Source organism: Shewanella sp. VK101 (genome assembly GCF_056497865.1).
Genome location: NZ_CM151402.1, coordinates 4,099,668 through 4,121,181, shown reverse-complemented (window position 1 = coordinate 4,121,181; position 21,514 = coordinate 4,099,668). Strand labels below are relative to the sequence as shown.

Genomic DNA, 21,514 nt, shown 5'->3' with positions numbered 1-21,514 from the left:
TAACTGCATCACCGCCTTGCGGGCGTGATTACACTAAAGGGTCTAAGTCCATTGATAAACCGGACAAAAGGGACAACAAGTGTGAGAGATTGCCCCTAGCATTAACGCCATTTGGAGTCGTCTTTACTTTATGAACCTGGGGCTGTTATCACCGAAATCCATGATGGCCAGCTCGCTTTGGTTTGCCGCGCCGTCAATGATTCGTTTGACCAGTGACAAACAGTCGCGAAAGCTCTGCTCTGCTTGGCCCAGACAGTTATGGTGCACTATGGCGCCGTGGCTGAGTATGCCAAGGGCTGTGAGCCGGGTCTGAAATTCCCGGGCAAATGCCTGTATCTGCCCGGCTTCATCGTCGCCGGATAAATACTCAAGCGCTAAGAAAAGCATTGAATCGCTGAGCTTTTCGACACATTCGGCGTCGAGCTCAAATTCAGTAATGAGTGTATTGAGTATCTCGATTGACGCGGCTACCTCAGTATTCAGCTGGATAATCAGCATATAAGGAGCGTCATAGTCGTCGAGTCGATTGAGATAGCGTTGTACTTTGTCGGTGGGTTGGGCGCTTTGCCACTGTGCAATACCTTGCATATGTTTCCCTGTCATGGCGGCCTAGAGGCCTGTCCAGTGATTTATCCCGCTGAGCCTGCCTAGGTTGGGCTTGTCAGCGAAATGGCCGACGGGGATTATCCCACTCTCTTGCTTTACTGCAAAGTTTGCAAAGGTAAATCTTTGAGGTTGCCCATTGTTTACTCGATTTCCTCTGAAGCAGAGTTTTCCGGTAACATCTCGCAGTGACAGAGCTTGCCGATGCAGGCATCTGTGCCGTTATTTCGTCTTTTTCACACGAGTATGGGAGGTAGTGTGGTGCGCATGGAAGCAATAGAGGAAGGTTTCAAGTTAGTGGCCGAGGCCAAGTTCCGTAACAAGTCTGCTCTGGATAGAGCCAGAAAAATCTGGTCGGGGAACAATGTGAAGCCTTGCCTGGATAAGTTTGTTTTTCTCTTGAAAACGACTGATTGGAGCAATCAAGCTGAAGCCGAATTGTGTGCCAAGGTTGCCGTTGCCCTGTGCTCATCAAAAATATCCATTGCTTCAAGCATCATCTCTGCCAAATCCCCTGAGATTATCGCCGTTACCAATACTCTCCTGGACCGAGGGGAGTGTGAGCTTATCGCTGATCCCAAATCTAACTTCAGCTCGGTAGAGCTGGCCCTAACCCTGTGCCAGCTTTATTTCTATCATGGCTATGCTGACCCACAGACCCGCGCCTCGATAGCTCCGACTGTAGTAAAAATGCTGGAGTTGTACCCTAACCTTGATTGTTCCCTGGCGCTGGGGTGTATCTCCTGTCATCCGCAAGCCGAGAGCCTTTATGCGAGGGTGATATATGCCTGTATGCTCAATCGTGACATCTATCAGCATTGTCCTGCAATAGCCGATATTGCCGGAGATATGCTGGCGGCCGGTGAATACAAAGGCTTTTTGTATAAGCACTCTTTGAAAGTCTTTGAGAAAGTTATCTCCTTCAAAGAAACCTGGGATGCATCTGAACTCGGCTACCTTATTGAAAGTTTGCTCATTGAGCCTCTTGATGTGGAAATGCGCAGCCAGGCAGAGTTAATTGAATCGAATCATAGGCTTGCCAAGGTGTTAAAGAACAAGTCGGATAAAAAATATTATAAGCAACAGGCCGAGTATATTGAGCATCATTATCCGGAGTTTATTAGCCTCAATCGCCAGGAGGCAGTTCGCAAGTTGGCTGTGTCCCGGAAGTTTTATGATTTTGCTTGCCGCGTTGCCGGGCAATATGCTGCCATCAATGACAAGGCCAGACAGCTGTCTGAGCTACTGCTCGAGGCCAATCGCTTTGCCAAAGGCCCTAAAAAGTTTGCCACCGCGTCAACTGCGGTGAATAGTTTTAAAGATTTCGGGTTGAAGTTGCTGGTTATTGAAGAGCTTATGTATAGACAAGACTCGCTTTCGCCCAAGTTTTCATTGGCGGAGTTTGCCGCAGAGTATTGTGGTGGCGAAATTGAGCGCAATGATGCCGGGGAGATACCACAGGTGATAGATTTTTATCAGGCGCTGGATATCGCCGATACGGAACTGGCAAAGGTAACCGAGCTCTATCAGGACGATGGTTTATCCGGTGGGGCTGAGGTCTATTACAATATCAATCCTTATTGGGATCCCGGATGCGGCGACAGCATATTGGCGGTGAAGGATATCGCGGCTGAAGACTTAAGCCTGCTTCCCAATCTTAAATTGATCACCACCACTGACCTTAACAACCTGAGCGCAGGTTTTATTGCGGCAGCCGAAAAACGCGGCGTTAAGGTTATCGAAGAGTGAAGTTAAGCCGTTTTGGGATGGCACAACCTGGGTTGGTTTCAGCATAGGTTGTGCCAAGGCCAATTAACCACTGACAGGCGGAAAATCCAAAATAGCGGTGGCGACATTGAAGTAGACGATGACACCTATGATATCGGCTATCGAAGTCACCAGCGGCGCGCTGGCCGAGGCCGGATCCAACTTGAACTTGCTCAGCAAGAAGGGCAGGGACATGCCTATCAGGCTGCCGATAATCACCACAAGTTGCATAGTCAGGGCGACCACCAGGGCGATATCACCGCCGCGCCAATAACCCAGGGTAAATACCGCAATGGCCATGGTGGCACCCAGCAAGCCGGCTACAAACAGCTCTTTGGCCAGTAGCGACAGCCAGTCTTTGAGGACGACCTCCCCGGTGGCCAGCGCCCTGACCATCAAGGTGGCAGACTGCGAACCGGCGTTGCCGCTGCTGCCGATGAGCAGTGGCAAGAAGAACACCAGGGCAACATAGGCTGTGATGGTATCTTCAAAGTAGGCGATCCCTGTGCCGGAAAACACATTGCCGAACACCAGCAACACCAGCCAAAAGACTCGCTTACGATAGAGCATGCCAATGCTGGCTTCCTTGAAAGAGCAGGCCAACTGCCCCACGGCGCCGTGTTTGCTGAATTCGGCATCGGCCTGGGCACTGGCCACATCCATGGCATCATCATAAGTGACTATGCCGACCAGTTGGTCGTTGCCGTTGACCACGGGCAGCGCCAGCAGATCATAGTGGGCTATCATCTGCGCCGCTTCTTCTTTGAAGGCTTCCGCTTCTATGGCAATGGTCTGCTCTTTCATAAAGTCTCTCACCAACGCCTTGGGCGGCGCGATGATGAGCTGACGCAGCGACACATTGCCTATCAGGCGTCCGCGCTCATCCACCACATAGGTCTGGTAGATGGTTTCCAGATCCGCTGCCACTTTCCTCAGGCTGTCTATGGCCTCTTCTGCGGTTTGATTGACCCGCAGCAGGGCATAGTCAGAGGTCATAATGGAGCCGACCTTGGAGTCATCATAGGCCGCCAGGGTACGCATGTCCTCGCGTTCCGCCTTGGCCAGTGTCGGCAGCAGCAGGGCTTGCTGCTCAATCTCCAACTCGTTGTAGAGGTCGGCGCGCTCGTCTGCCGCCATCTCCATGATAATTTTCCCAAGGGTTTGATGATCCAGTGCTTCCGCCAGCAGCTTTTGCTGCTGATGGGGTAGATACCGCAGCAGCGCCGCCGCGGTTTTGGGCTGGCACAGGGTCAGTATTGAGGCCGTTTGCTGGCTGTCGAAGGTCGGCAGTACGGCGGCTATGTCCGCCGGATGCAGCTCGGATGCCAGCATCTGCATCGCCTTGGCGTCTTTGTTGGCCAGAATAAGGTGCAGGTTGAGTATGATGTTGTTGCTGTTCATAGGTCATTCTCCCAATGAGCTATCAAGAAAAGAAAAATTGTATGCCGGCGCCAAATTGGCGGGCGCCACCGCCATACTGATTGCCATAACCCAATTGCCACTGCCAATGGGCGTTGGGTTGGTTTTGCCAGAGTAGCTGGTAGCCATAGTCGCCTTGGCCCAGATACTGGTTTTCAAACAGCAGGGTTTGCTGCTGAACTTTGAAGCCGGCTCCCAGGCCAAAAATCATTGTCGGGCCTTCACCCGACTCCAGGCTCAGCCCCAAGTTGTTGCGTACAAAGAAGCCTTGGGTGGCAATCGGCAGATCGCTACTGAACAGGGCGTGACCCTGCCAGCCATCTCTGTGATGACGCCCCAGCTCCAGTGCCAGAGTCTGAGATAAGCCGTTTGTGGCCAGCGGTTGTTTGTAGCCGAGTTGCCAGCCGCGGCTCTCATGTCTGTCCCAGGGGGCATCCCGGTCGTCTGTTTGCAGTTCCAGCGCCAATTCGCCGCCAAAGACGGCTTGGTTGAGCCCCAGGGCAAAGCCGTTGTTGCCCGCTTGTCGTTGCCAGTCGACAGCGAGTTCTGTGGCAGCGGCAATATCGGGATCTTCCAGCAACTGAATGCCGGCATGCAGTTGTCCATGCCAGAGCAGGCCGCCCAGCAGCAGCGTATTGGTATATCTGAGTTTCATGCTTGTTCCTCCTGTGTGGGGGAACACTCAAGGTCGTAGATGGGGCAGCGGCAGCAAGGCTGTCCTAAGTAAAAAACCTTTATGGATGCATTAGTTTGCAGCCACAGGAGAACACTGCGGCATGCGTATGCATGTAAAGCTCAACAAGGTTTTTATGGGGAGTAACGGAAAAAGGGATTCTTTAATACGCTACTGCCAGTCCTGGCAGTAGTTTGCGAAGCTGCAGACTAGTGCCGGGCAAATAATCCTGTCTGACTGACAGGGCATCTACTGTCACCTATGTGTGTGTCCACAGTGGGTCTCCGTATGGTTAATTAAGCGGCGATTGTATGGTCGAAACCAAACAAGTCAAGCGGGAGATCGAAAAAGCCTGTCAAACAGGTTTTTTTAGCCACAAACAGCGGCTTTATGTTGCTTATTTGTTGGGCTATTGGGCGCTGTTGGGGGGTAATGGGTAGCCGGAAGGTTGTTTTTGGTGTGCTATTGGACAAATCTCAGCAGCGGCTTAATATCAACACTATTACTCAGCAGGGTTACCGGAGCCGCAGCGCTTTTCATGTCTTCCAATATCCGCATCGCCAGTCTGAATCTGTTCAATTTTGCCATGCCGCCGCTGGCGTTTCATGAGTTCAACAACATCTATACCCAAGGGCAGTGGCAACAAAAGTGCGACTGGACAGTCCGCTGGCTGCAGCAGGCGCAGCCAGATCTGGTGGGCTGGCAGGAGGTATTCAGCCCCGAGCCGCTACGCGAATTGTGTCAGGCTGCCGGTCTTGCCCACTTTGCGCTGGTGGATTCGCCGGTCATAGAAGGCTTTGTTGCCCGCAAGAGTGTGGTGGCACTGGCAAGCCGTTTTCCGATTGTTTCCTTGGCGGCGGTGGAGCTGGATAGCGAACTGGCATTTTCACTTGGACTCAAGGAAGAGTTTCAAAGTAGTCGCCAGATACTGCGAGCCACCTTGATGCTGCCGGGGATAGGCCACTGTGATACTTACGTGGTGCATTTCAAATCACCTCGCAACAAGTTGTCCAAGGGCGCGGTCGAGTTGCAAGGTGCCGCCGGGCTGCTGGCAGAGAGTGCGCTGGGCCACTGGTCAGCCACTTTGCAGCGTGGCAGTGAGGCCATGTTGTTGTATCAGGCGATACTCAAGCGGCGCCGGCAAAGCGACAACGCTGTGGTGTTGATGGGGGATTTCAACGCCGGCATAGATTCCAGTGAACTCAAGGGCCTATTGGTGGGCGCCGGACAGCTCTACAACGGGGATATTCGCGCAGCAGGCCTTCACGGCCTGCCTGATGAAAGGTTGAAACTGCAACTGGCACATTTTCAGCTGCTTGACGCCTGGCAGCTCTGGCTAGAAGTCTCTGAGCAAACTGGCGATCAAGTGACAGCTACTCGCCCCGTGACCCATTTTCACGGCTCTCAAGGCAGTGTGGTCGACTATCTGTTGTTGAGTCAGGAGTTTGATGCCCGTAGCCAGCATAGCCTGGCAGAAGTGGTGGATTATCGGGTCTATGACAAACATCTGCTGCGGCCGCAGTTTGAGCAGGATGCACAGGCGAGCGACCATACACCAATACTGGCAGAAGTCCGTTTACGCCATCCTTGACGTTGCACTCAGGTGGGCTAATCAAACGGCCAAAAGTCCCAAAAACGCGCGAAAAAGTTGTCGAAAACTCCTGTGGTGAGCCGACTTTTAGGCTATTATTCGCCCCTTGAAAAGTCAGTCGGGTCATCAGGACCCGGTTGCCGACACTCCAGACAGGCGCATCATGGTACTCAAAATCAAACTTAGACCCGGCCGGGAAAAATCCCTGCTGCGGCATCACCCCTGGGTCTTTTCCAGCGGCATTCACAATATCAAAGGCAAACCACAAATGGGCGAAACGGTTGAAGTTGTTGCCCATGATGGCCGCTGGCTGGGGCGGGGCTCATGGTCGCCGGAGTCGCAGATCCAGGTGCGGGTTTGGAGCTTTAATCGCGATGAAGAGATAGACAGGGAGTTCTTCAAACGCCGCATAGTGCGGGCCCAAAAGGGGCGTGATGCCCTGATTGCCGAGAAGGGGCTCACAGGTTATCGCCTTATTGCCGCCGAGTCGGACGGTTTGCCCGGGATCACCATAGACAAGTATGCCAATGTGCTTGTGTGTCAGTTGCTGTCGGCCGGCGCCGACTATTGGCGCGATACATTGGTCTCTGTGCTCTCTGAGCTCTACCCGGACTGCGCCATCTACGAGCGCTCCGATGTCGAGTCACGTAAAAAAGAGGGCCTGGAGCTGGTTACCGGCCTGCTGCATGGCGAATTGCCGGCCATGCCTGTGGTGATAGAGGAAAACGGTATCAAGATCGCCGTGGATGTGACCAAGGGTCACAAGACGGGTTTCTATCTGGATCAGCGTGACAACCGTGCCATGGCTGCCCGTTTCGTCAAGGGTAAGTCTGTGCTCAACTGCTTCTGTTATACAGGCACTTTTGGCCTCTATGCCGCCAAGGGCGGCGCCGCCAGTATTGAGAATGTCGATGTTTCCAAGCTGGCGCTGGACACGGCGAAGCAGAACATGGCACTCAATCAACTGGACGACAGCCATGTGCATTACCATGAGGCCGACGTCTTCAAGCTGCTCAGACAATATCGCGATGAAGGGCGTAAGTTTGATGTCATAGTGCTGGATCCGCCCAAGTTTGCCGATAACAAGGCGCAACTCAACGGTGCCTGCCGCGGTTATAAAGATATCAATATGATCGCCATGCAGCTGTTGCAGCCGGGCGGCACTCTGTTGACTTTCTCCTGCTCGGGGCTGATGCAGGCGGATCTGTTCCAGAAGATAGTGGCCGATGCGGCGTTGGATGCAAAGCGTGAGTTGCAGTTTATCGAGCGCCTGTCACAGGCTTCGGATCACCCCATAGGTGGCGCTTTCCCGGAAGGCTTTTATCTCAAAGGTTTGGTGGCCAGAGTCTGGTAACTCAGGCCACTTTGATTAACCAGGCATGATCAACAAAGAACAAAGGGGGCCTGGCTCCCTTTTTTGTTCCTAATCTTTTTCAACCACCGCTATCTGTGCTGTTGTCGTCTTGGGTTAACCCCTGGCGCCCTTTACTCTATGGGGAAAAGGGGCTTAAATGCGGCAAGGTCTATTAAGTAAACAGGAACATAGGATGTTTAAGAAACTGCTTGCCGCAATTGGCGTTGGTGGTGCCAGTGTAGATACCCGCTTGCTCAATGCCAGCCTGCAACCCGGGCAAACCTTTGAAGCCAGAATCGTGCTCAAAGGCGGCGAGGTAAGCCAAAGTATTGCCGGCCTGGAGCTGGCCCTAATGACCCGGGTTAAAGTCAGTGATGGCGACAGCAGCTTTATCAATCATTGCCTGGCCAGCTGGCGCATCAGCGAGGGCTTTGAACTTCAGGCCGGAGAGGTGAGAGAACTGCCTTTCATCGGTCAGTTGCATCCTGAGACCCCATTTACCGAGTTGCCTGTGCGTAACAATCAATGCCGGGTCTGGCTGCAAACCGGGCTGGCGATAGATTACGCCATAGATCCGGGCGATCAGGATCTGCTGCAGATCCAGCCTACCCAGCTGTTGCTGCACCTGCTGCAGGCCATGGAGGAGCTGGGCTTTGTCCTTAAAAAAGCCGATGTCGAGCAAGGCTATATCAACACCTCTGGGTTTCGCAGTGGTTCAGGCTGCTATCAAGAGTTGGAGTTTGTACCCGCAGGGCTTGGGATCCGCCTTTTGCGTGAAGTGGAGCTCACCCTGGTACCGGCCGGAAAGCAAACCCATATCTTGCTGGAGCTGGACCGGGCCTTTCGCGGCGATGGCTATCTGAGTCTGACCTTGGATAACCAGGCCGATTATCCCCAGGTGTTGGCTGCGTTGCAGCCTCATCTGGTTTGAGTCGACTGGCTTGAGCCTGGCGTGAGTCATCCCCATATCTCACAATGTGTGGCGATAACGCCGCTTGAGAGGAGAGTTCTATGTTGATTGCTTGTCCCCAGTGCGCTGGAATGAACCGGGTGCCGAAAGAACGGCTGTCTCAAGGCCCTAAGTGCGGTCACTGTAAGCAGCCTTTATTTCAGGGCAAACCCTTTGAGCTGACCGGCGCCAACTTTGCCAACCATGCCCACAAGTCAGAGCTGCCGTTGGTGGTGGATTTCTGGGCCAGTTGGTGTGGCCCCTGCAAACAGTTTGCCCCCATATTCGAGCAGAGTGCCGCCGAGCTGGAGCCGGAGTTTCGTTTTGGCAAGCTGGATACCGAGGCTCAGCAAGCGCTGGCGGCTCAGTATGGGATCCGCTCCATTCCGACCATAATGCTGTTCAAAAATGGCCGCGTGATAGCCCAACAGGCCGGTGCCATGCCCAAACAGGCATTCCTGCAATGGCTCAAGAGCCAGCCAATTTGAGGCTGGATAACAACAAAGCTCTGGTGGTGCTGGTTCATGGCTTCAATAAAGATGAGCGCGACATGGAGTTTCTGGCCCAAGGCTTGGCCCGGCAATACAGTATCCTGTGCCCCACATTGCCCACCCGTTTTGGCTCACTGCAACAAGCGGTAGCGACATTGCGCCAGGCGCTGGATAAGCAGAATTGGCAGCAGTATCCCAGGGTGCACTTTGTGGCTCACAGTATGGGAGGCTTAATCGTCCGGCAACTGCTGGCAGAGCAGCCGCCCGACAATTTGGGCCACAGTGTGTTTATTGCCACGCCCCATGATGGTTCACCGCTGGCGAGCCTGGCCGATAAGCTTCCGGGATATTCCCGGCTATTTCAGCCGCTGCAATCTTTGCTGCCGGGGCAGCGCTGGGCAAGTTGGCGCGAGGATAGTCAGGCTCATCTTGGGATCATCGCCGGCAGTGGGACTCAGGATCCCTTGGGTACCTTGATTGACGGCGAGTCCGATGGCCGGGTACCCCTGGCGTCCACCCGTTGTGATGATGCTAATGATTGGATGGTGTTGCCCCTGTGCCATAAGGCCATACATTGGCATCAGGATACGCTGGCGGCGGTACAGGGTTTTCTTGAGCGCGGCCGCTTCGGCGCTGACTAATGGACCCTGACTAATGGACCCTGACTAATGAACGCTGACTAATGGACCCTGACTAACGGGCATTGGTTAATCGGCACTGGCTAAGGGGCTAAGAAAGTGCCGCTGAGTCTCCCGGGTGTTCCGGATAAGCTTACAGATTGTCATTCCGGACCGGGTTCGCACCTTGCAAAATACTCAATTATTATTCACAGAGGGTTTCCAGGCTCACTCAGTTTGGGGGAGCTTATTTATCAGGAGCGAATTTGGCCGCGAAAAAAGGATGGTTGAGGCGACTGACAGCCTGGTTGATAAAACTGCTGTTGGGGCTGGTGATACTGTCCCTGCTGATGGTGATTACCCTTAAGTTTGTTAACCCACCGCTGTGGAGTTGGCGTATTGAACGCTATTGGTTTCCGCCTGCGCCGGTCAAACAGGTACAACATCAGGTGCAACATCAATGGCAGCCGCTGACTCAGATATCTGCCAATATGCAACTGGCGGTGATCGCCAGTGAAGATCAGCGTTTTGCCCTTCATTCCGGTTTTGATCTCAAGGCGATTCAGAATGCCATAGAGGAAAAGCTCCAGGGGGAGCGTCTCAGAGGCGCCAGCACCTTGAGCCAGCAAACCGCCAAGAACCTGTTTATGTGGTCTTCGCGCAGCTTTATTCGCAAGGGGGCCGAAGCTTGGTTCACCCTGCTTCTGGAGCTGGTGTTGGATAAGCCCAGGATCCTTGAGTTGTATCTGAATATTGTCGAATTCGGCCCGGGGATCTACGGCGTCGAAGCGGCGGCGCAGCACTACTTTCATAAGAGCGCCGCTCAGTTGTCGTCCCGCGAGGCCGCCTTGCTCGCCGCCTTGTTGCCTAATCCCTGGCAATATCAAATCGATCCACCGAGTGCTTACATGAACCGCCGCGCCGACTGGATCCAGCAGCAGATGCGGCAATTGGGACGGCAAACACTTAAAGACCTGGATTGATTTCAATGTCGGTATTTACCCCTTGGTCGCCAGCGCTTGAATTGGCGACGACCCGATTGCGGCCACTGTTTTTGGCTTGATAAAGTGCGTGGTCGGCTCGTTTTACGGCCGCTTCTATCGATTCTGTTGCAATTTCAACCTCGGCGATGCCCAAGCTTATGGTGCAACTTATCTTGTCTCCCGTGTCGGCGGTTAGCTGCATCGCTTCGACATTGAGGCGCAGCTGCTCGGCTCGCTGCAAGGCTTGGTTTAGTGGGGCTCCCGGCAGCAAGATCACGAACTCTTCACCGCCGAAGCGGGCCGCCATCTCGGCTCCTTGGCAGTGTTGCTTCAATAATTTGGCCAGGGCGACTATCACCCTGTCGCCCAAGTGGTGACCAAAGTTATCGTTGATCTGCTTGAAACTGTCTATATCCAGAATAAGCACAGAGATAGCCTCGCCATTGCGGCCGGCCAGCTTAAGTTGATAGTCGGCCTCAGAATAGAAATAGCGCCGGTTATAGAGTTTGGTCAGAGGGTCTGTGGCCGCCTGGCGCTTGAGCTCTTCCTGCGAGGCGCGGATATCCTCAAGGATTTTGATCCTGTAGGAGATGATAAATGCCAACGTCAGGGCTTCCAGCATAATACCTATGCCGACTCCGTGGCTGCTGAGATAGCTCGGAGAGATTAAGCCCTTGTAGAAGAGCACGGCTATGCCATTGAAGATCACGAAGAAGCTGTGGCCCACCAGAAAGTACTTCACCAGTGGATTGCCCTTGCGATATAGGGAGATACTCACAGAGAAGGTCACCAACATCATGAGTGCTGCCAGGCTACTGGCGGGTTTGAGTGCTGCTGAGATATCAAATAAGCCCCAGAACAGGGTCGCCAGCAGTAACAGCAACATCAGCTGCAACGCCTTGTGCTCTGTGGGGTAGAACTGCCTGGTCTCGAAGATGGCCGTCATAAACAGCAGCAGGAAAATCGGCATGGTGATCAGCGACAGATTGAGCATGAAGACGCTCGAGCCGTAGGCGTTGAACACGCTGGCAACTAGACCATAGGACAGGGCAATCCACACCAGACCCGAGATCAGATACAGCGAATAGTAGATGTTCTCTTTCTTACTGGTGGCGAAATAAAGCAGGCAGTTGTAGAACACCAGTGCCAGCAACATGCCCACCATAAGTGCAATATCATAGTGAGTGCTCACCAGGGCCCGCCGCGAATTTTCCTCATCCATCAGTGTCATGGCAAACCATTGATGGGAGTAGGCGTGGCTACGAATATACAGGGTTGTTATCTGATCTGGGGCCAGCTTCAATGGGTAGACGACTGTACCCCGATACATGAGTGGGTTGTCGGCGGCCTGTTCGAGATCCAACTGCTCGTGTCGTTGCAGTTGTTGGCCGCTTTCTTCATAGATGTCGATTTGCTGCACATGGTAAGCATGGGGCAGGTGTAAAAACAGCGGCTTTTCCTGCGAGAGCTTATTGTGCAGTATCAGCTTGAACCAAGTGACCCTGGCATTGGTGCCCAAGGTGGTGACATTATTGGTTACGCCGAAAGGCTTCTGGCTTGCCTGCTCAAAACCGAGGCTCTTGCTGTCATCAACAAAATAGCCGATTTTGAATTCATCAAGCGCGACGTTGCTTTGTTCTATGTCAACAATGGGAAGCTTAACCTGCTCTAATGCAAATAGTTTTAGGCTGGTTAGCAGCAAAAACAAGCACAGCAACGCATATCTCAATTCCATTCAGGTATCCATCTTCCCTGGCGCCGGCATGTCCAGGCGCCTCTTTATTGCTCAATGGTACCCAAGGATAAAAAGTGTCGCCAGCAATACCATGCGACATGCGGTTTATCGCAGACAATTATTGACGTTGATCTTTCGGTGAATCCATTACCACCATGGTGGTGATGGATTTGACTTGAGGATATTCTCCGAGGACTTCGGCATGAAAACGTTTATAACTGCTGAGATCTTTGGTCTCGACCCGCAACAGGTATTCGTTGGCGCCTGTGATATTGTGGCACTCGATCACTTCTTTGGCGTAGCGGATATGCTCTTCAAAGCCCAACTGGGATTGTTTACTGTGACTGTTGAGGCCTATGGCGACGTAAGCAATAAAACCTATGTTCAGTTGGCTCTTGTCCAATACGGCCCGGTAGCCCTTGATCAGTTTTTTTCGCTCCAGTTCCTGTACCCGCCTCAGGGTGGCAGAGGGAGATAATCCCACCCGCTCGGCCAGCTCGACATTGGAGATCCGGCCATCACCCTGTAGCCCTTGCAATATTCTTTCGTCAAATCTATCCATGGTGATGTTTTATTGCTTACTTTTCACTTTAAGAGCAAATATAAGCACAAAATTGCGTCCCAATCCATCTAGTATTTGCTGACTGTTTATTTCAGGAGTAAAGCAAGAATGGAGCCTAATTTGCTATGGCCTTTGGTGATGTTTGCCTTTGTTTCAACCGTGACCCCAGGGCCCAACAACATCATGTTGATGACTTCAGGTGCCAATGTGGGTTTTGTTCGCACCTTACCGCATATGCTGGGGATAGTGCTGGGGTTCAGCCTGATGCTGTTGTTGGTGGGGATCGGCGTGACCGGCTTGTTTCAGGCCTATCCTTGGTTGCACCAGTTACTGAGTTTGCTCTGTATTGCTTACATGGTGTATCTGGCGCTGAAAATCGCCTTGAGTCGTCCGGGAAATACCAATGAAGGTTATCGCAGCATGACCTTTATCCAAGCGGCATTGTTTCAGTGGCTCAATCCCAAGGGATGGTCCATGGCGCTGGCGGCGGTGAGTCTATACAACCCGAGTGCCAGTTGGCAGCAGTTGTTGCTGATCTCTGTAATATTTGCCTTGGTCAATGTCCCGTCTGTCAGTATCTGGACCCTTATCGGCAAACAGTTGAGTCGCTGGCTGACGGCGCCCAACTACGCCCGTGGTTTTAACCTGTTGATGGGCGGTCTTTTGCTGGCATCCATAGTACCCATGCTCTGATGTTCGCTTTCCATTGCATTAATATGAAAGAAGGCGACCCTGAGTCGCCTTCTTGCTTGGATGCCGATTATCGGCGATTAACGCGGGCCCGGCTCGGCATAATGGGTCATCCAGTCTTTGACCTGGCTATACCAATAGATGGAGTTATTGGGCTTCATGATCCAGTGGTTCTCATCGGGGAAATAGATCATCCGCGATTCCACTCCACGGCTTTGCAGGGTGCGGAACAGCTCAAAACCTTGTCCCACGGGCACCCGGTAGTCCAGCTGACCATGGCTCACCAGCGTCGGTGTATTGAAACCGGCGGCAAAGTAATGGGGTGAAATCGACTGGTAGATTTCCGGGTTTTCCCAGTAGTGGCCGAAGCGGGTGCTGTGCACGGCGAAGTCGGAAGCCATCTGGGAGTACATGTCGTACACGGCGGCATGGATCAACAGCGCCTTGAACGGATGTTTCTGCCCGAGGATGATGGAAGTCAGATAGCCGCCGTAGCTGGCACCACCGGCCACCATGCGATCGCTGTCGATCCAGCTCTTTTGTTCAAACCAGTCGGCTGCCTTGAGGACATCATCCAGAGACTTGTTTTTCCAGTCCGGGTTGATGGCATCGGCAAAGTCCTGGCCGAAGCCGCTGGAACCGTGGAAATTGGGCCAGGCAGTGACATAACCCCAGGAGGCGAAGGTCTGGGCGTTCCAGCGATAGTGGAAACCATCACTGATGGCGTTGTGTGGGCCGCCGTGTACCAGCATAAACAGCGGGTACTTCTTGCTGCGATCGAAACCCGGTGGGTAGTGCACCCACATCTGGATATCCTGGTTGTTGTAACCCTTGTAGGTCACAGACTCATAGCTGCCCAGATCCACATCCTTGAGCAGTTCATCATTGAACTGCTCCAGCCTTTGGCCCTTGCCGTTCTTGGGATTGATCGCCAGCAGTCGCGCCGGATAAAGGAAGCTGTCGTTGAGGGCAATCAGAGTACCTTTCTTGCCTATCTGCGGCTGACCATAGTTGGTGTCCTTGGTGATCGCCTTCACTTTGCCGCTCTTGGCATCGATATGATAGATACGGCTGGTGGCGGCATCATCAATGGCGGCGTAGAAGCCTTTGCCATCCGGCGTCCAACTGAACTGAGACACAGATCTGTCCCAATTGGCGGTCAGGGTCTTGAGCTTACGGCTGTGGATATCCAGCAGCATCAGCCTGGAGGTGTCGGCATAGAAACCCGGGATCTTCTGGCGAGTGAAGGCCAGCGTCTTGCCGTCGGGGCTGAAGCTTGGGCGGCTATCGGGCGCTTCGTTGTCCGGTGTCAGGTTTTCTGCCTTGTCTGCGCCTATCTTGCCGAGGAAGATGTCCAGCTTGGGATCGACCCGGTTGTCGGAACCGTAGGCGTTGAAGGCGATCAGTTTCTCATCGGCAGACACATCATAGCTGCCGGCGCTTTGACTCGAACGAGGCAGCTCATGGCCCAGTGTTTGAGTAATGGCTTCTATCTCGCCGCCCTTGGCAGGAATTCGGAACACATGCGCCTGACGACGTTCATCCAGCCAGTGATCGAACTGGGCATAGGGCAGCGCATTCCACTGCTTGGCCGAGGTCTTGTTGTCCTTGTCGGCTTTCAGCTGCTCTTGCATCTGCTTCCAGTCCTGCCCGGGGAAGATGTTGCTGATGAAATAGAGATGTTTACCTACCCATTTGATGCCGTACACGCCGGTAGGCACTTCGGTCAACCGCTGGGCTTCACCCGGGCCATTCATCGGCAGCAGATAGATCTGCCCGGCATCGTCTTCATTACGCTGGCTGACAAAGGCCAGAGTGTTGCCATCAGGAGAAAATACCGGGTTGCTCACCTTGAGTCCGGCGGCAGTCAGTGGGCGTTGATGTTTGCCATCGGCATCAAAGTACCAAAGTTGGGTCGACCCTTTGTCGGCCTTGACATCATACTCGGTCACGGGGGCGATGATATGCTCGCCGCCGGGCGATACTACCGGGCTGCCGATACGCTTGAGTTGCCACAATAGCTCAACCGACAAGGGCTTGCCCGGCTCTGCCCACGCCGATGCCAGTGGCATCAAGAGGCAGAGCAACAGAATTCCAACCTTCTTCACGGAAAGTCTCCTTTAGATACAGATAGTTATTATATTCGGCAGCGAAGGCTGCCTCGGGAGTATATCCCCGGATGATGAAAACAAGCTTATCCGGGCACGGCTTGATGGGATTATTTTGTGTAACTTTCTGTTAGCGCTTGTACGGTATCGTGCGAAATTTGGCCGTTTTGTGTGGGGTTAAGTCAGGTTATTTATAATCAGAGGCTATAAAGAATAATAACTTAATATTTTGTCGTGCTTAAACTAGCGCTTATTATGCGGTAGATTCTCTCTTCATATACCGTTTCCCGTATAAGGTTCCATATGTCTATTGCAGTTATCGCATCCATTGCGGTATTTCTCGGCGTTCTGTTTATTCTGTTTCACCAACAGCAAAAAGAGCACAAATTATCCCGTCTGGTGCTGATCGGTTTAATCCTCGGCAGTGCCTATGGTTTCCTGATGCAGTCTTACTTTGGCGTGGACAGCCCGGTCACTGCAGAGACGCTCAGTTGGATAGCCATAGTCGGTGGTGGCTATGTGGCCTTGCTGAAGATGGTGATCATGCCCTTGGTGTTGGTGTCCATGGTAGCGGCAGTGGTCAAGTTGGATAAGGGCGGCTCGCTCGGCAAGATCTCCTCCCTGACCATATTTATTTTGATGGCGACCACGGCCGTAGCGGCTTTGATAGGTATTCTGGTCACTTCCATCTCAGGGATTTCTGCCGAGGGGCTGATAGCCGGTAGCCGGGAAACGGCGCAAATGGCGGTATTGGATACCAAGGCGGCTTCGATTGCCGATCTGACTGTACCGCAAATGCTGCTGAGCTTTATTCCGGTAAATCCTTTTGCCGATCTGGCCGGTACCCGTTCCACTTCCATCATTGCCGTGGTGATTTTCGGTATCCTCCTCGGGATAGCGGCCCGCAAAGTGATGCATGAGAAAGAGCAACTGGAATCCCCCATACGGACCTTTGTTGAAGGTGCGCAGGCGATTGTTATGCGCCTGGTGAAGATGATTATGGCGCTGACTCCTTATGGTATTGCCGCGCTGATGGCCAAGGTGGTCGCCTCTTCCAGCGGCGCCGATATGCTCAACCTGTTGGGTTTTATTCTGGCCTCTTACGTCGCCATCCTGCTGATGTTTGTTGTTCACGGCATGCTTGTAGCCATGGTGGGCGTCAGCCCACTGGACTACTTCCGTAAAATTTGGCCCGTGCTGACCTTTGCCTTCTCGTCGCGCAGTTCGGCGGCGACTATTCCATTGAATGTCGAGGCTCAGGTGACTCAGCTGAATGTGCCGCCTGCCATTGCCAACCTGGCGGCCTCTTTCGGTGCCACTATCGGCCAGAACGGTTGCGCCGGTATCTATCCGGCCATGTTGGCTGTAATGGTGGCGCCCAGCATGGGCATAGATCCACTGGACTTGCATTTCATGCTGTCCTTGATTGCCATAGTGACCATCAGCTCCTTCGGGATAGCCGGTGTCGGTGGCGGTGCAACATTTGCGGCGCTAATTGTCCTGCCTGCCATGGGGTTGCCGGTGGCCATTGTGGCGCTGCTGATCTCCATCGAGCCGCTGATTGATATGGCTCGTACCGCCTTGAACGTATCCGGCTCCATGACCGCCGGTACCATGACCAGTCGGCTATTGAAGCAAACCACGGAAAACCAGACGGCCGAGCAGCAGTAAGTTGCCCCGGCTAACGGCTTGAGAAAAAGGATGCTGCGGCATCCTTTTTTAGATTGGCACGGGTAATGAAAATCTTACTTAAAAAGGAAATTAACCCGCATCCGCTTATGGAAATGGCATTTAAAATTAATATCTTATAGCTAGATTTTTTTAATTATTTTGTTGGCATTCTCAAAAATGGAGTCGGAGATATGCTCTGGAAAGCCCTCCGGTAGATTCGCCCTTACTTGCGAGATTGCCTCAGGTAACGCACCTTTCATTTCATCCATTATTCTTTGCATCTTATCCTGACTAAAATTCACAGCTTTAGCAGTATCTAAAAAGTGACGAGGCAGGATTTTATTGATTTCATACTTCTTGCCTTTTGTGGCTTTTAACCCCATTGCGAGCTTAAGTTGTCTAATATTGAGTCCTTTTCCTCCCAGTAATGGGTAGGCTGAAAGAATGTCGTAGAATGGAGTGAGTCGATAGTTACCTCCTCTATCAATATAGATAGAAAAGTTTTTAGCATGTCCATCCGTAGCCCCAATGATCCATTGAAATACCTGGAATCTCATGAAGTTATATCGATCTTCAAGTGCATTACTTGAGCCCATTAATAACTTCATGATCTGTTCTATGCCTGGACCACCTTGAGATTCATATTTGATGGATGATGGCATACCAAACACTTGGCAAATATCTTCTTGAGGTAAGCGTAGCAAGCCTGCTCTGTCTTTTGTCCAGCGTCGATCAAATCGTTCTACAGCTAGAGCTTTAAGGTTGTCTGTTTGGATTATATTGACGCTGGGAACTGCGAATCCCAGCGCTTTAGCTAGCTCAATGCAAAGATATTCATTTTCTACGCTATCTTTGAGATCCAGTGTCGCGTTAGCTTGTGGTATTTCGCCTATTGGCAGCTTGATAATGTGAGTGGTTGGGGTGTTTCCTTTCGGTATACACCATTGTCCATCAATGAATAAGAGTGCGGTTTTTTCTTGAGCACCTGCCACTGAGATCCTAAAGTCTTCTTCCTCTTTGAGCATCCCGAGGGGAATATCAGACTTGTATGCAGAAAGAACGGCTTCTAGTTTCTTATTATCCAATATTTCGTAGCTGAGTGGCTCTTTTTTATAGGGGTGTTCGGGAGGAAATAGTGCAATAGCACCAACACTATCCTTTCCAATTTCTTTCAAGAGATCAAATGGTTGTTTGGACGAGGCTTTGTACCTTGCAACGATCCTATCTCTGACTTGTGGGCTGTCTGGTAAGAGGTTGTCAAAATAGTTGATAACGGCATCGGAAGTGATAGTCGGTAATTGAAGCCTCAAAGACAATGACAGTGGGCGAGCCATTGCATTGGTTATCCAGTCCTTATCATATTGAAAAGTGTGAGCGCCGTTCTTATGCTTCGCCAAGGTGCCAACAAGTTCACCATTCATGTATGCTATTAGCTTTTGCATTACCAACTCTCATCATCATTTTCACTTGGCGAAGTCAGCTGTGTTTTTTCTTGGATACTCAGTGTTAGATCCATAGCTTGTACAAGCTTAAAGAAGGTAGAAAGCGTTGTTTTGTTGGGGTTGTTCTCGAAGTTCGAGATTGTTGCTTGCTTTATACCGACTTTTTTCGCTAACTCTGACTGAGTCCAGCCATTCTTTTGGCGTATCAGTAGCATCATGTCTGCGAGTTGCTTTGGACTATATATCATTAGTTCCAGCCCTCAATGATTAGAGATGAATTTTAAAGTTATCTCATATCCCCACTAGAGGATTAGTTAGTATTTATCCCTTTGTTGGGATAAATGCTACTTTATACCCACTGGGGTATAATTGACTAAATATCCGCTATTGAGGATATTTAGTCAATAGAAGTCAGAAGGAACAATGATATTGAGCTGAGTCATATACTGCTCTAGCATCCTGTTTAGTTTTGAGCCGCACTCTCATCCCAAAGGATAACCCCCCAGGGACAAGCTGGATTTTTGTTGTCTCAGGCGGTTATAATTCCGCCATCCACGCCTATTGGAGCTCACGCCAAAATGAACAACTGACACCTGATCACCAATCTTTTTTACTTTTCCATTATTAGATTGGCAGGGTCGGTCGGCGTGTTCGCTCAAGTCTTTATTGTTGCAGTCAGTTGGCACTCATTCGCCATATCATGACTGCTTAAACCCGGATCGGATCTCGCCGTGCCTCCCTGTCTGCAGGAGGCAAGATGCAGGCATTTAATGCAAGACAAATCTCACTCTATACTCATGGCCTTGAGCCATTGTTTGCCGATATCAGCTGTAGTCTGAGCGCTAGAATGACCGGCCTGATTGGTCGCAACGGCATAGGCAAGAGTTTGCTGGGCGAAATACTCTGCGGTTTGAGAGCGCCGGATAGCGGCACGGTTGAGCGCCGGGGCATTTGCGGTATATACCGGCAGCAGCAAGAACCAAAGCTGCTAACGGCTACAGCAAGCCGGGTTGATGGCACATCATCCCAAGTGCCGACAATGCAAACCGGAAGCTGCCTGAGCCAATGCCTGGGCTTGGCGACCAGATTACAGGCGCTGACACAAATAGAGCAGGGCTGTTGTGACAGTCATTGGTTTGAGCAGCTCAATGACGACTGGCAGGTGCGGCAAACCTTTTTCGAACTCTGCCGGGAGCTGGGGTTGCCGGCAGAGCCCGAGCTTGAGTTCGAACGCCTCAGTGGTGGCCAGCAGGCCAAGTTGAAACTATGGCGTTTGTTTCAAAGCGAGGCAGACTGGTTGCTGCTTGATGAGCCTTCCAATCATTTGGACAGAGGCGGTAGACAGTGGCTGCGGCAGCGGATGTCGGCATTTTCTGGGCAGATCCTGCTGATAAGCCACGACATAGAGCTGCTGCGACAGATGGATGAAATCTGGGAGCTCAACAGCTTGGGGCTCGATTCCTATGGCGGCAACTATGACAGCTATTGGCATCAGCACACCCTGGCACAGCAAGCGCTTGAACGCAGGTTGGAGAATGTCGTCAAGGCCCAGCGTCAGGTAAGAAAGCAGGCGCAGTTGAGTCGGGAGCGGGCACAACAGAGAGCAGCCAAAGGGGAGAAATTGGCGCGCAGTGGCAGCCAGGCCAAGGTGTTGCTCGACCGTCAAAAAGAGCGGGCCGGTGCCAATGCGGCGGCCATGGCGACCCGGGAGCGGCGACATCAGCGACTGCTGGACTCTGAGCTTGCTGGGCTGAAACAGCAGTGTGAGCAAAGGCATAGGCATAGGCCTAGGCCTAGGCAAAACCTGACTCTGGGGCGCGAAACCCATGGACAGCCAGTGGCGAAGCAGACGCTGGTACGGCTATTGGACGCTGTCTTGCCCTATGGTAGTCGAGAGCCTATCAATTTAACCCTCAGCAGTGGCGAGAAACTGCGTCTGGCGGGGGCTAATGGCAGCGGTAAGTCCAGCTTGTTTCGGGTTTTGCAAGCTAGGCTGGCGTTGAGCGCTGGGCAAGTGCAACTCAATGGCCACAGTGTCTATCTGGATCAGCATTTCAGCTTACTCAAGCCAGAGTGGACATTGCTGGAAACCCTGCAGCGCTGTGCTCAAGTTGATAGCAGCCCGATTGATCATAACCAGGTGAATCCCAGCCTGATGGATGACAGTCAGCGCCGCACTCTGCTGGCCCAGATAGGCTTTCGCGCCGAGCAGGTGCACCGCACTGTGGCTTGTCTCAGCGGCGGTGAAAAGATGAAGCTGGCCATGCTTTATGTCAGTCATCAGCGGGGCAATCCCTTACTGCTGCTGGATGAGCCTGACAATCATTTGGATATTGAATCAAAAGCGCGTCTGGCCGCGGCGCTGGCAGCATACCCTGGCGCTTTTATTCTGGTCAGTCACGATGAGGAGTTTGTGGTGCAGACCGGCATTGAAGAAGCGCTTTCCCTGTCAAATAGCGGATCTTAGACTTTTTTAACCTCAGAGCGTGAATTTGGCTATGGTCTTTTGAATACCCACCACATCAGTGCCGCGCTTGAGCTCTTTGACCAGGGGCTCTGCCTGGCCTGAGATCCACAGCTTGAGCTCGGCATCCATATCGAAGCGCCCGGCGGTTTCCACTTCAAAGTGTACTATCGCCTTGTAGGGGATGGAGTGATAACTTACTTTCTTGCCGGTCATGCCTTGTTTATCTATCAAGATCAGGCGCTTGTTGGTGAAGACAAACATGTCGCGAACCAGTTTATAGGCCAGCTGCAACTGTTCGCTGTCGGCCATAATCGGCGCCAGTTCTTCGTTGAGTTTATCCAGATCCACTTCACTGGCGTTGCCCATCAAGGCGTTCAAAAATCCCATGTTCT

General features: G+C 52.2%; 19 protein-coding genes. 10 read left to right on the top strand and 9 right to left on the bottom strand.

Going from position 1 to position 21,514, the window contains the following annotated elements:
- Positions 1 to 123 precede the first annotated feature (123 nt).
- The gene (locus tag ACSHSR_RS18305; protein WP_025011278.1) at positions 124 to 588 is read right to left on the bottom strand and encodes a hypothetical protein; all 465 of its coding nucleotides are present in this window, start codon (positions 586 to 588) and stop codon (positions 124 to 126) included.
- A 282-nt stretch (positions 589 to 870) separates the two neighbouring features.
- Between ACSHSR_RS18305 and ACSHSR_RS18300 the strand changes: the two genes are divergently transcribed.
- A complete protein-coding gene (locus ACSHSR_RS18300) occupies positions 871 to 2,352 on the top strand; it encodes a DUF6892 domain-containing protein (protein ID WP_144134291.1) in 1,482 nt (493 codons plus the stop codon).
- Between the two features lie 63 nt (positions 2,353 to 2,415).
- Here ACSHSR_RS18300 and mgtE read toward each other — a convergent pair whose 3' ends face one another.
- Complete coding sequence (mgtE, locus tag ACSHSR_RS18295) at positions 2,416 to 3,771, bottom strand: magnesium transporter (protein WP_144134289.1); 1,356 nt, start codon at positions 3,769 to 3,771, stop codon at positions 2,416 to 2,418.
- A gap of 22 nt (positions 3,772 to 3,793) precedes the next feature.
- Positions 3,794 to 4,444 (bottom strand): hypothetical protein, encoded by a 651-nt coding sequence (locus ACSHSR_RS18290; RefSeq protein ID WP_144134287.1) that lies wholly within the window; start codon positions 4,442 to 4,444, stop codon positions 3,794 to 3,796.
- 556 nt (positions 4,445 to 5,000) lie between these two features.
- Between ACSHSR_RS18290 and ACSHSR_RS18285 the strand changes: the two genes are divergently transcribed.
- The 6 genes from ACSHSR_RS18285 to mtgA all read left to right on the top strand — a co-directional run bounded on the left by ACSHSR_RS18285 (position 5,001) and on the right by mtgA (position 10,447).
- The gene (locus ACSHSR_RS18285) at positions 5,001 to 6,053 is read left to right on the top strand and encodes an endonuclease/exonuclease/phosphatase family protein (RefSeq protein WP_208185133.1); all 1,053 of its coding nucleotides are present in this window, start codon (positions 5,001 to 5,003) and stop codon (positions 6,051 to 6,053) included.
- A gap of 163 nt (positions 6,054 to 6,216) precedes the next feature.
- Positions 6,217 to 7,407 carry a class I SAM-dependent rRNA methyltransferase gene (locus ACSHSR_RS18280; RefSeq protein ID WP_144216899.1) on the top strand — a complete coding sequence of 397 codons (1,191 nt, stop codon included), beginning with the start codon at positions 6,217 to 6,219 and terminating at the stop codon, positions 7,405 to 7,407.
- A 193-nt stretch (positions 7,408 to 7,600) separates the two neighbouring features.
- A complete protein-coding gene (locus ACSHSR_RS18275) occupies positions 7,601 to 8,338 on the top strand; it encodes a sporulation protein (protein WP_144166189.1) in 738 nt (245 codons plus the stop codon).
- A gap of 80 nt (positions 8,339 to 8,418) precedes the next feature.
- Positions 8,419 to 8,844, top strand: a complete 426-nt coding sequence (trxC, locus tag ACSHSR_RS18270) for a thioredoxin TrxC (protein WP_107110082.1) — start codon at positions 8,419 to 8,421, stop codon at positions 8,842 to 8,844.
- Positions 8,820 to 9,488: an alpha/beta hydrolase gene (locus ACSHSR_RS18265; protein WP_144166190.1), complete on the top strand. Its 669-nt coding sequence runs from the start codon at positions 8,820 to 8,822 to the stop codon at positions 9,486 to 9,488. The genes trxC and ACSHSR_RS18265 overlap by 25 nt, the downstream gene beginning before the upstream one ends.
- A 242-nt stretch (positions 9,489 to 9,730) precedes the next feature.
- Positions 9,731 to 10,447, top strand: coding sequence for a monofunctional biosynthetic peptidoglycan transglycosylase (gene mtgA, locus ACSHSR_RS18260; protein ID WP_479631027.1), 717 nt, complete (start codon positions 9,731 to 9,733; stop codon positions 10,445 to 10,447).
- Here the strand turns inward: mtgA and ACSHSR_RS18255 are convergent.
- Together ACSHSR_RS18255 and ACSHSR_RS18250 are read right to left on the bottom strand one after the other, a co-directional pair.
- Entirely contained in the window at positions 10,431 to 12,182 is a 1,752-nt protein-coding gene (locus ACSHSR_RS18255; RefSeq protein WP_479631026.1) for a sensor domain-containing diguanylate cyclase, read from the bottom strand. The genes mtgA and ACSHSR_RS18255 overlap by 17 nt on opposite strands.
- A 118-nt stretch (positions 12,183 to 12,300) precedes the next feature.
- A complete protein-coding gene (locus ACSHSR_RS18250; RefSeq protein ID WP_479631025.1) occupies positions 12,301 to 12,744 on the bottom strand; it encodes an Lrp/AsnC family transcriptional regulator in 444 nt (147 codons plus the stop codon).
- A 108-nt stretch (positions 12,745 to 12,852) separates the two neighbouring features.
- Between ACSHSR_RS18250 and ACSHSR_RS18245 the strand changes: the two genes are divergently transcribed.
- Positions 12,853 to 13,437: a LysE family translocator gene (locus tag ACSHSR_RS18245; protein WP_028781108.1), complete on the top strand. Its 585-nt coding sequence runs from the start codon at positions 12,853 to 12,855 to the stop codon at positions 13,435 to 13,437.
- Positions 13,438 to 13,514: 77 nt separating this feature from the next.
- Here ACSHSR_RS18245 and ACSHSR_RS18240 read toward each other — a convergent pair whose 3' ends face one another.
- Positions 13,515 to 15,542: a S9 family peptidase gene (locus tag ACSHSR_RS18240; RefSeq protein ID WP_479631024.1), complete on the bottom strand. Its 2,028-nt coding sequence runs from the start codon at positions 15,540 to 15,542 to the stop codon at positions 13,515 to 13,517.
- Positions 15,543 to 15,845: 303 nt separating this feature from the next.
- On the opposite strand from ACSHSR_RS18240, the gene ACSHSR_RS18235 reads away from it, so the two are divergent.
- Positions 15,846 to 17,213, top strand: coding sequence for an L-cystine transporter (locus ACSHSR_RS18235; RefSeq protein WP_479631023.1), 1,368 nt, complete (start codon positions 15,846 to 15,848; stop codon positions 17,211 to 17,213).
- 140 nt (positions 17,214 to 17,353) lie between these two features.
- Here the strand turns inward: ACSHSR_RS18235 and ACSHSR_RS18230 are convergent, their stop codons facing one another.
- The gene (locus ACSHSR_RS18230) at positions 17,354 to 18,655 is read right to left on the bottom strand and encodes a type II toxin-antitoxin system HipA family toxin (protein ID WP_479631022.1); all 1,302 of its coding nucleotides are present in this window, start codon (positions 18,653 to 18,655) and stop codon (positions 17,354 to 17,356) included.
- A complete protein-coding gene (gene hipB, locus ACSHSR_RS18225) occupies positions 18,655 to 18,903 on the bottom strand; it encodes a type II toxin-antitoxin system antitoxin HipB (RefSeq protein ID WP_025011264.1) in 249 nt (82 codons plus the stop codon). Before hipB ends, ACSHSR_RS18230 begins: the two co-directional genes overlap by 1 nt.
- A 509-nt stretch (positions 18,904 to 19,412) precedes the next feature.
- On the opposite strand from hipB, the gene ACSHSR_RS18220 reads away from it, so the two are divergent.
- Positions 19,413 to 21,122, top strand: a complete 1,710-nt coding sequence (locus ACSHSR_RS18220) for an ATP-binding cassette domain-containing protein (protein ID WP_479631021.1) — start codon at positions 19,413 to 19,415, stop codon at positions 21,120 to 21,122.
- 12 nt (positions 21,123 to 21,134) lie between these two features.
- Here ACSHSR_RS18220 and ACSHSR_RS18215 read toward each other — a convergent pair whose 3' ends face one another.
- Complete coding sequence (locus ACSHSR_RS18215) at positions 21,135 to 21,509, bottom strand: PH domain-containing protein (protein WP_093982368.1); 375 nt, start codon at positions 21,507 to 21,509, stop codon at positions 21,135 to 21,137.
- Positions 21,510 to 21,514 lie beyond the last annotated feature (5 nt).

Excerpts from the sequence above, each read along its gene's own strand:
- ACSHSR_RS18305 (WP_025011278.1), bottom strand. The coding sequence starts at position 588 with ATGCAAGGTATTGCACAGTGGCAAAGCGCCCAACCCACCGACAAAGTA.
- ACSHSR_RS18300 (WP_144134291.1), top strand. The coding sequence starts at position 871 with ATGGAAGCAATAGAGGAAGGTTTCAAGTTAGTGGCCGAGGCCAAGTTC.
- mgtE (WP_144134289.1), bottom strand. The coding sequence starts at position 3,771 with ATGAACAGCAACAACATCATACTCAACCTGCACCTTATTCTGGCCAAC.
- ACSHSR_RS18290 (WP_144134287.1), bottom strand. The coding sequence starts at position 4,444 with ATGAAACTCAGATATACCAATACGCTGCTGCTGGGCGGCCTGCTCTGG.
- ACSHSR_RS18285 (WP_208185133.1), top strand. The coding sequence starts at position 5,001 with ATGTCTTCCAATATCCGCATCGCCAGTCTGAATCTGTTCAATTTTGCC.
- ACSHSR_RS18280 (WP_144216899.1), top strand. The coding sequence starts at position 6,217 with ATGGTACTCAAAATCAAACTTAGACCCGGCCGGGAAAAATCCCTGCTG.
- ACSHSR_RS18275 (WP_144166189.1), top strand. The coding sequence starts at position 7,601 with ATGTTTAAGAAACTGCTTGCCGCAATTGGCGTTGGTGGTGCCAGTGTA.
- trxC (WP_107110082.1), top strand. The coding sequence starts at position 8,419 with ATGTTGATTGCTTGTCCCCAGTGCGCTGGAATGAACCGGGTGCCGAAA.
- ACSHSR_RS18265 (WP_144166190.1), top strand. The coding sequence starts at position 8,820 with ATGGCTCAAGAGCCAGCCAATTTGAGGCTGGATAACAACAAAGCTCTG.
- ACSHSR_RS18255 (WP_479631026.1), bottom strand. The coding sequence starts at position 12,182 with ATGGAATTGAGATATGCGTTGCTGTGCTTGTTTTTGCTGCTAACCAGC.
- ACSHSR_RS18250 (WP_479631025.1), bottom strand. The coding sequence starts at position 12,744 with ATGGATAGATTTGACGAAAGAATATTGCAAGGGCTACAGGGTGATGGC.
- ACSHSR_RS18245 (WP_028781108.1), top strand. The coding sequence starts at position 12,853 with ATGGAGCCTAATTTGCTATGGCCTTTGGTGATGTTTGCCTTTGTTTCA.
- ACSHSR_RS18235 (WP_479631023.1), top strand. The coding sequence starts at position 15,846 with ATGTCTATTGCAGTTATCGCATCCATTGCGGTATTTCTCGGCGTTCTG.
- ACSHSR_RS18230 (WP_479631022.1), bottom strand. The coding sequence starts at position 18,655 with ATGCAAAAGCTAATAGCATACATGAATGGTGAACTTGTTGGCACCTTG.
- hipB (WP_025011264.1), bottom strand. The coding sequence starts at position 18,903 with ATGATATATAGTCCAAAGCAACTCGCAGACATGATGCTACTGATACGC.
- ACSHSR_RS18220 (WP_479631021.1), top strand. The coding sequence starts at position 19,413 with ATGCAGGCATTTAATGCAAGACAAATCTCACTCTATACTCATGGCCTT.
- ACSHSR_RS18215 (WP_093982368.1), bottom strand. The coding sequence starts at position 21,509 with ATGGGATTTTTGAACGCCTTGATGGGCAACGCCAGTGAAGTGGATCTG.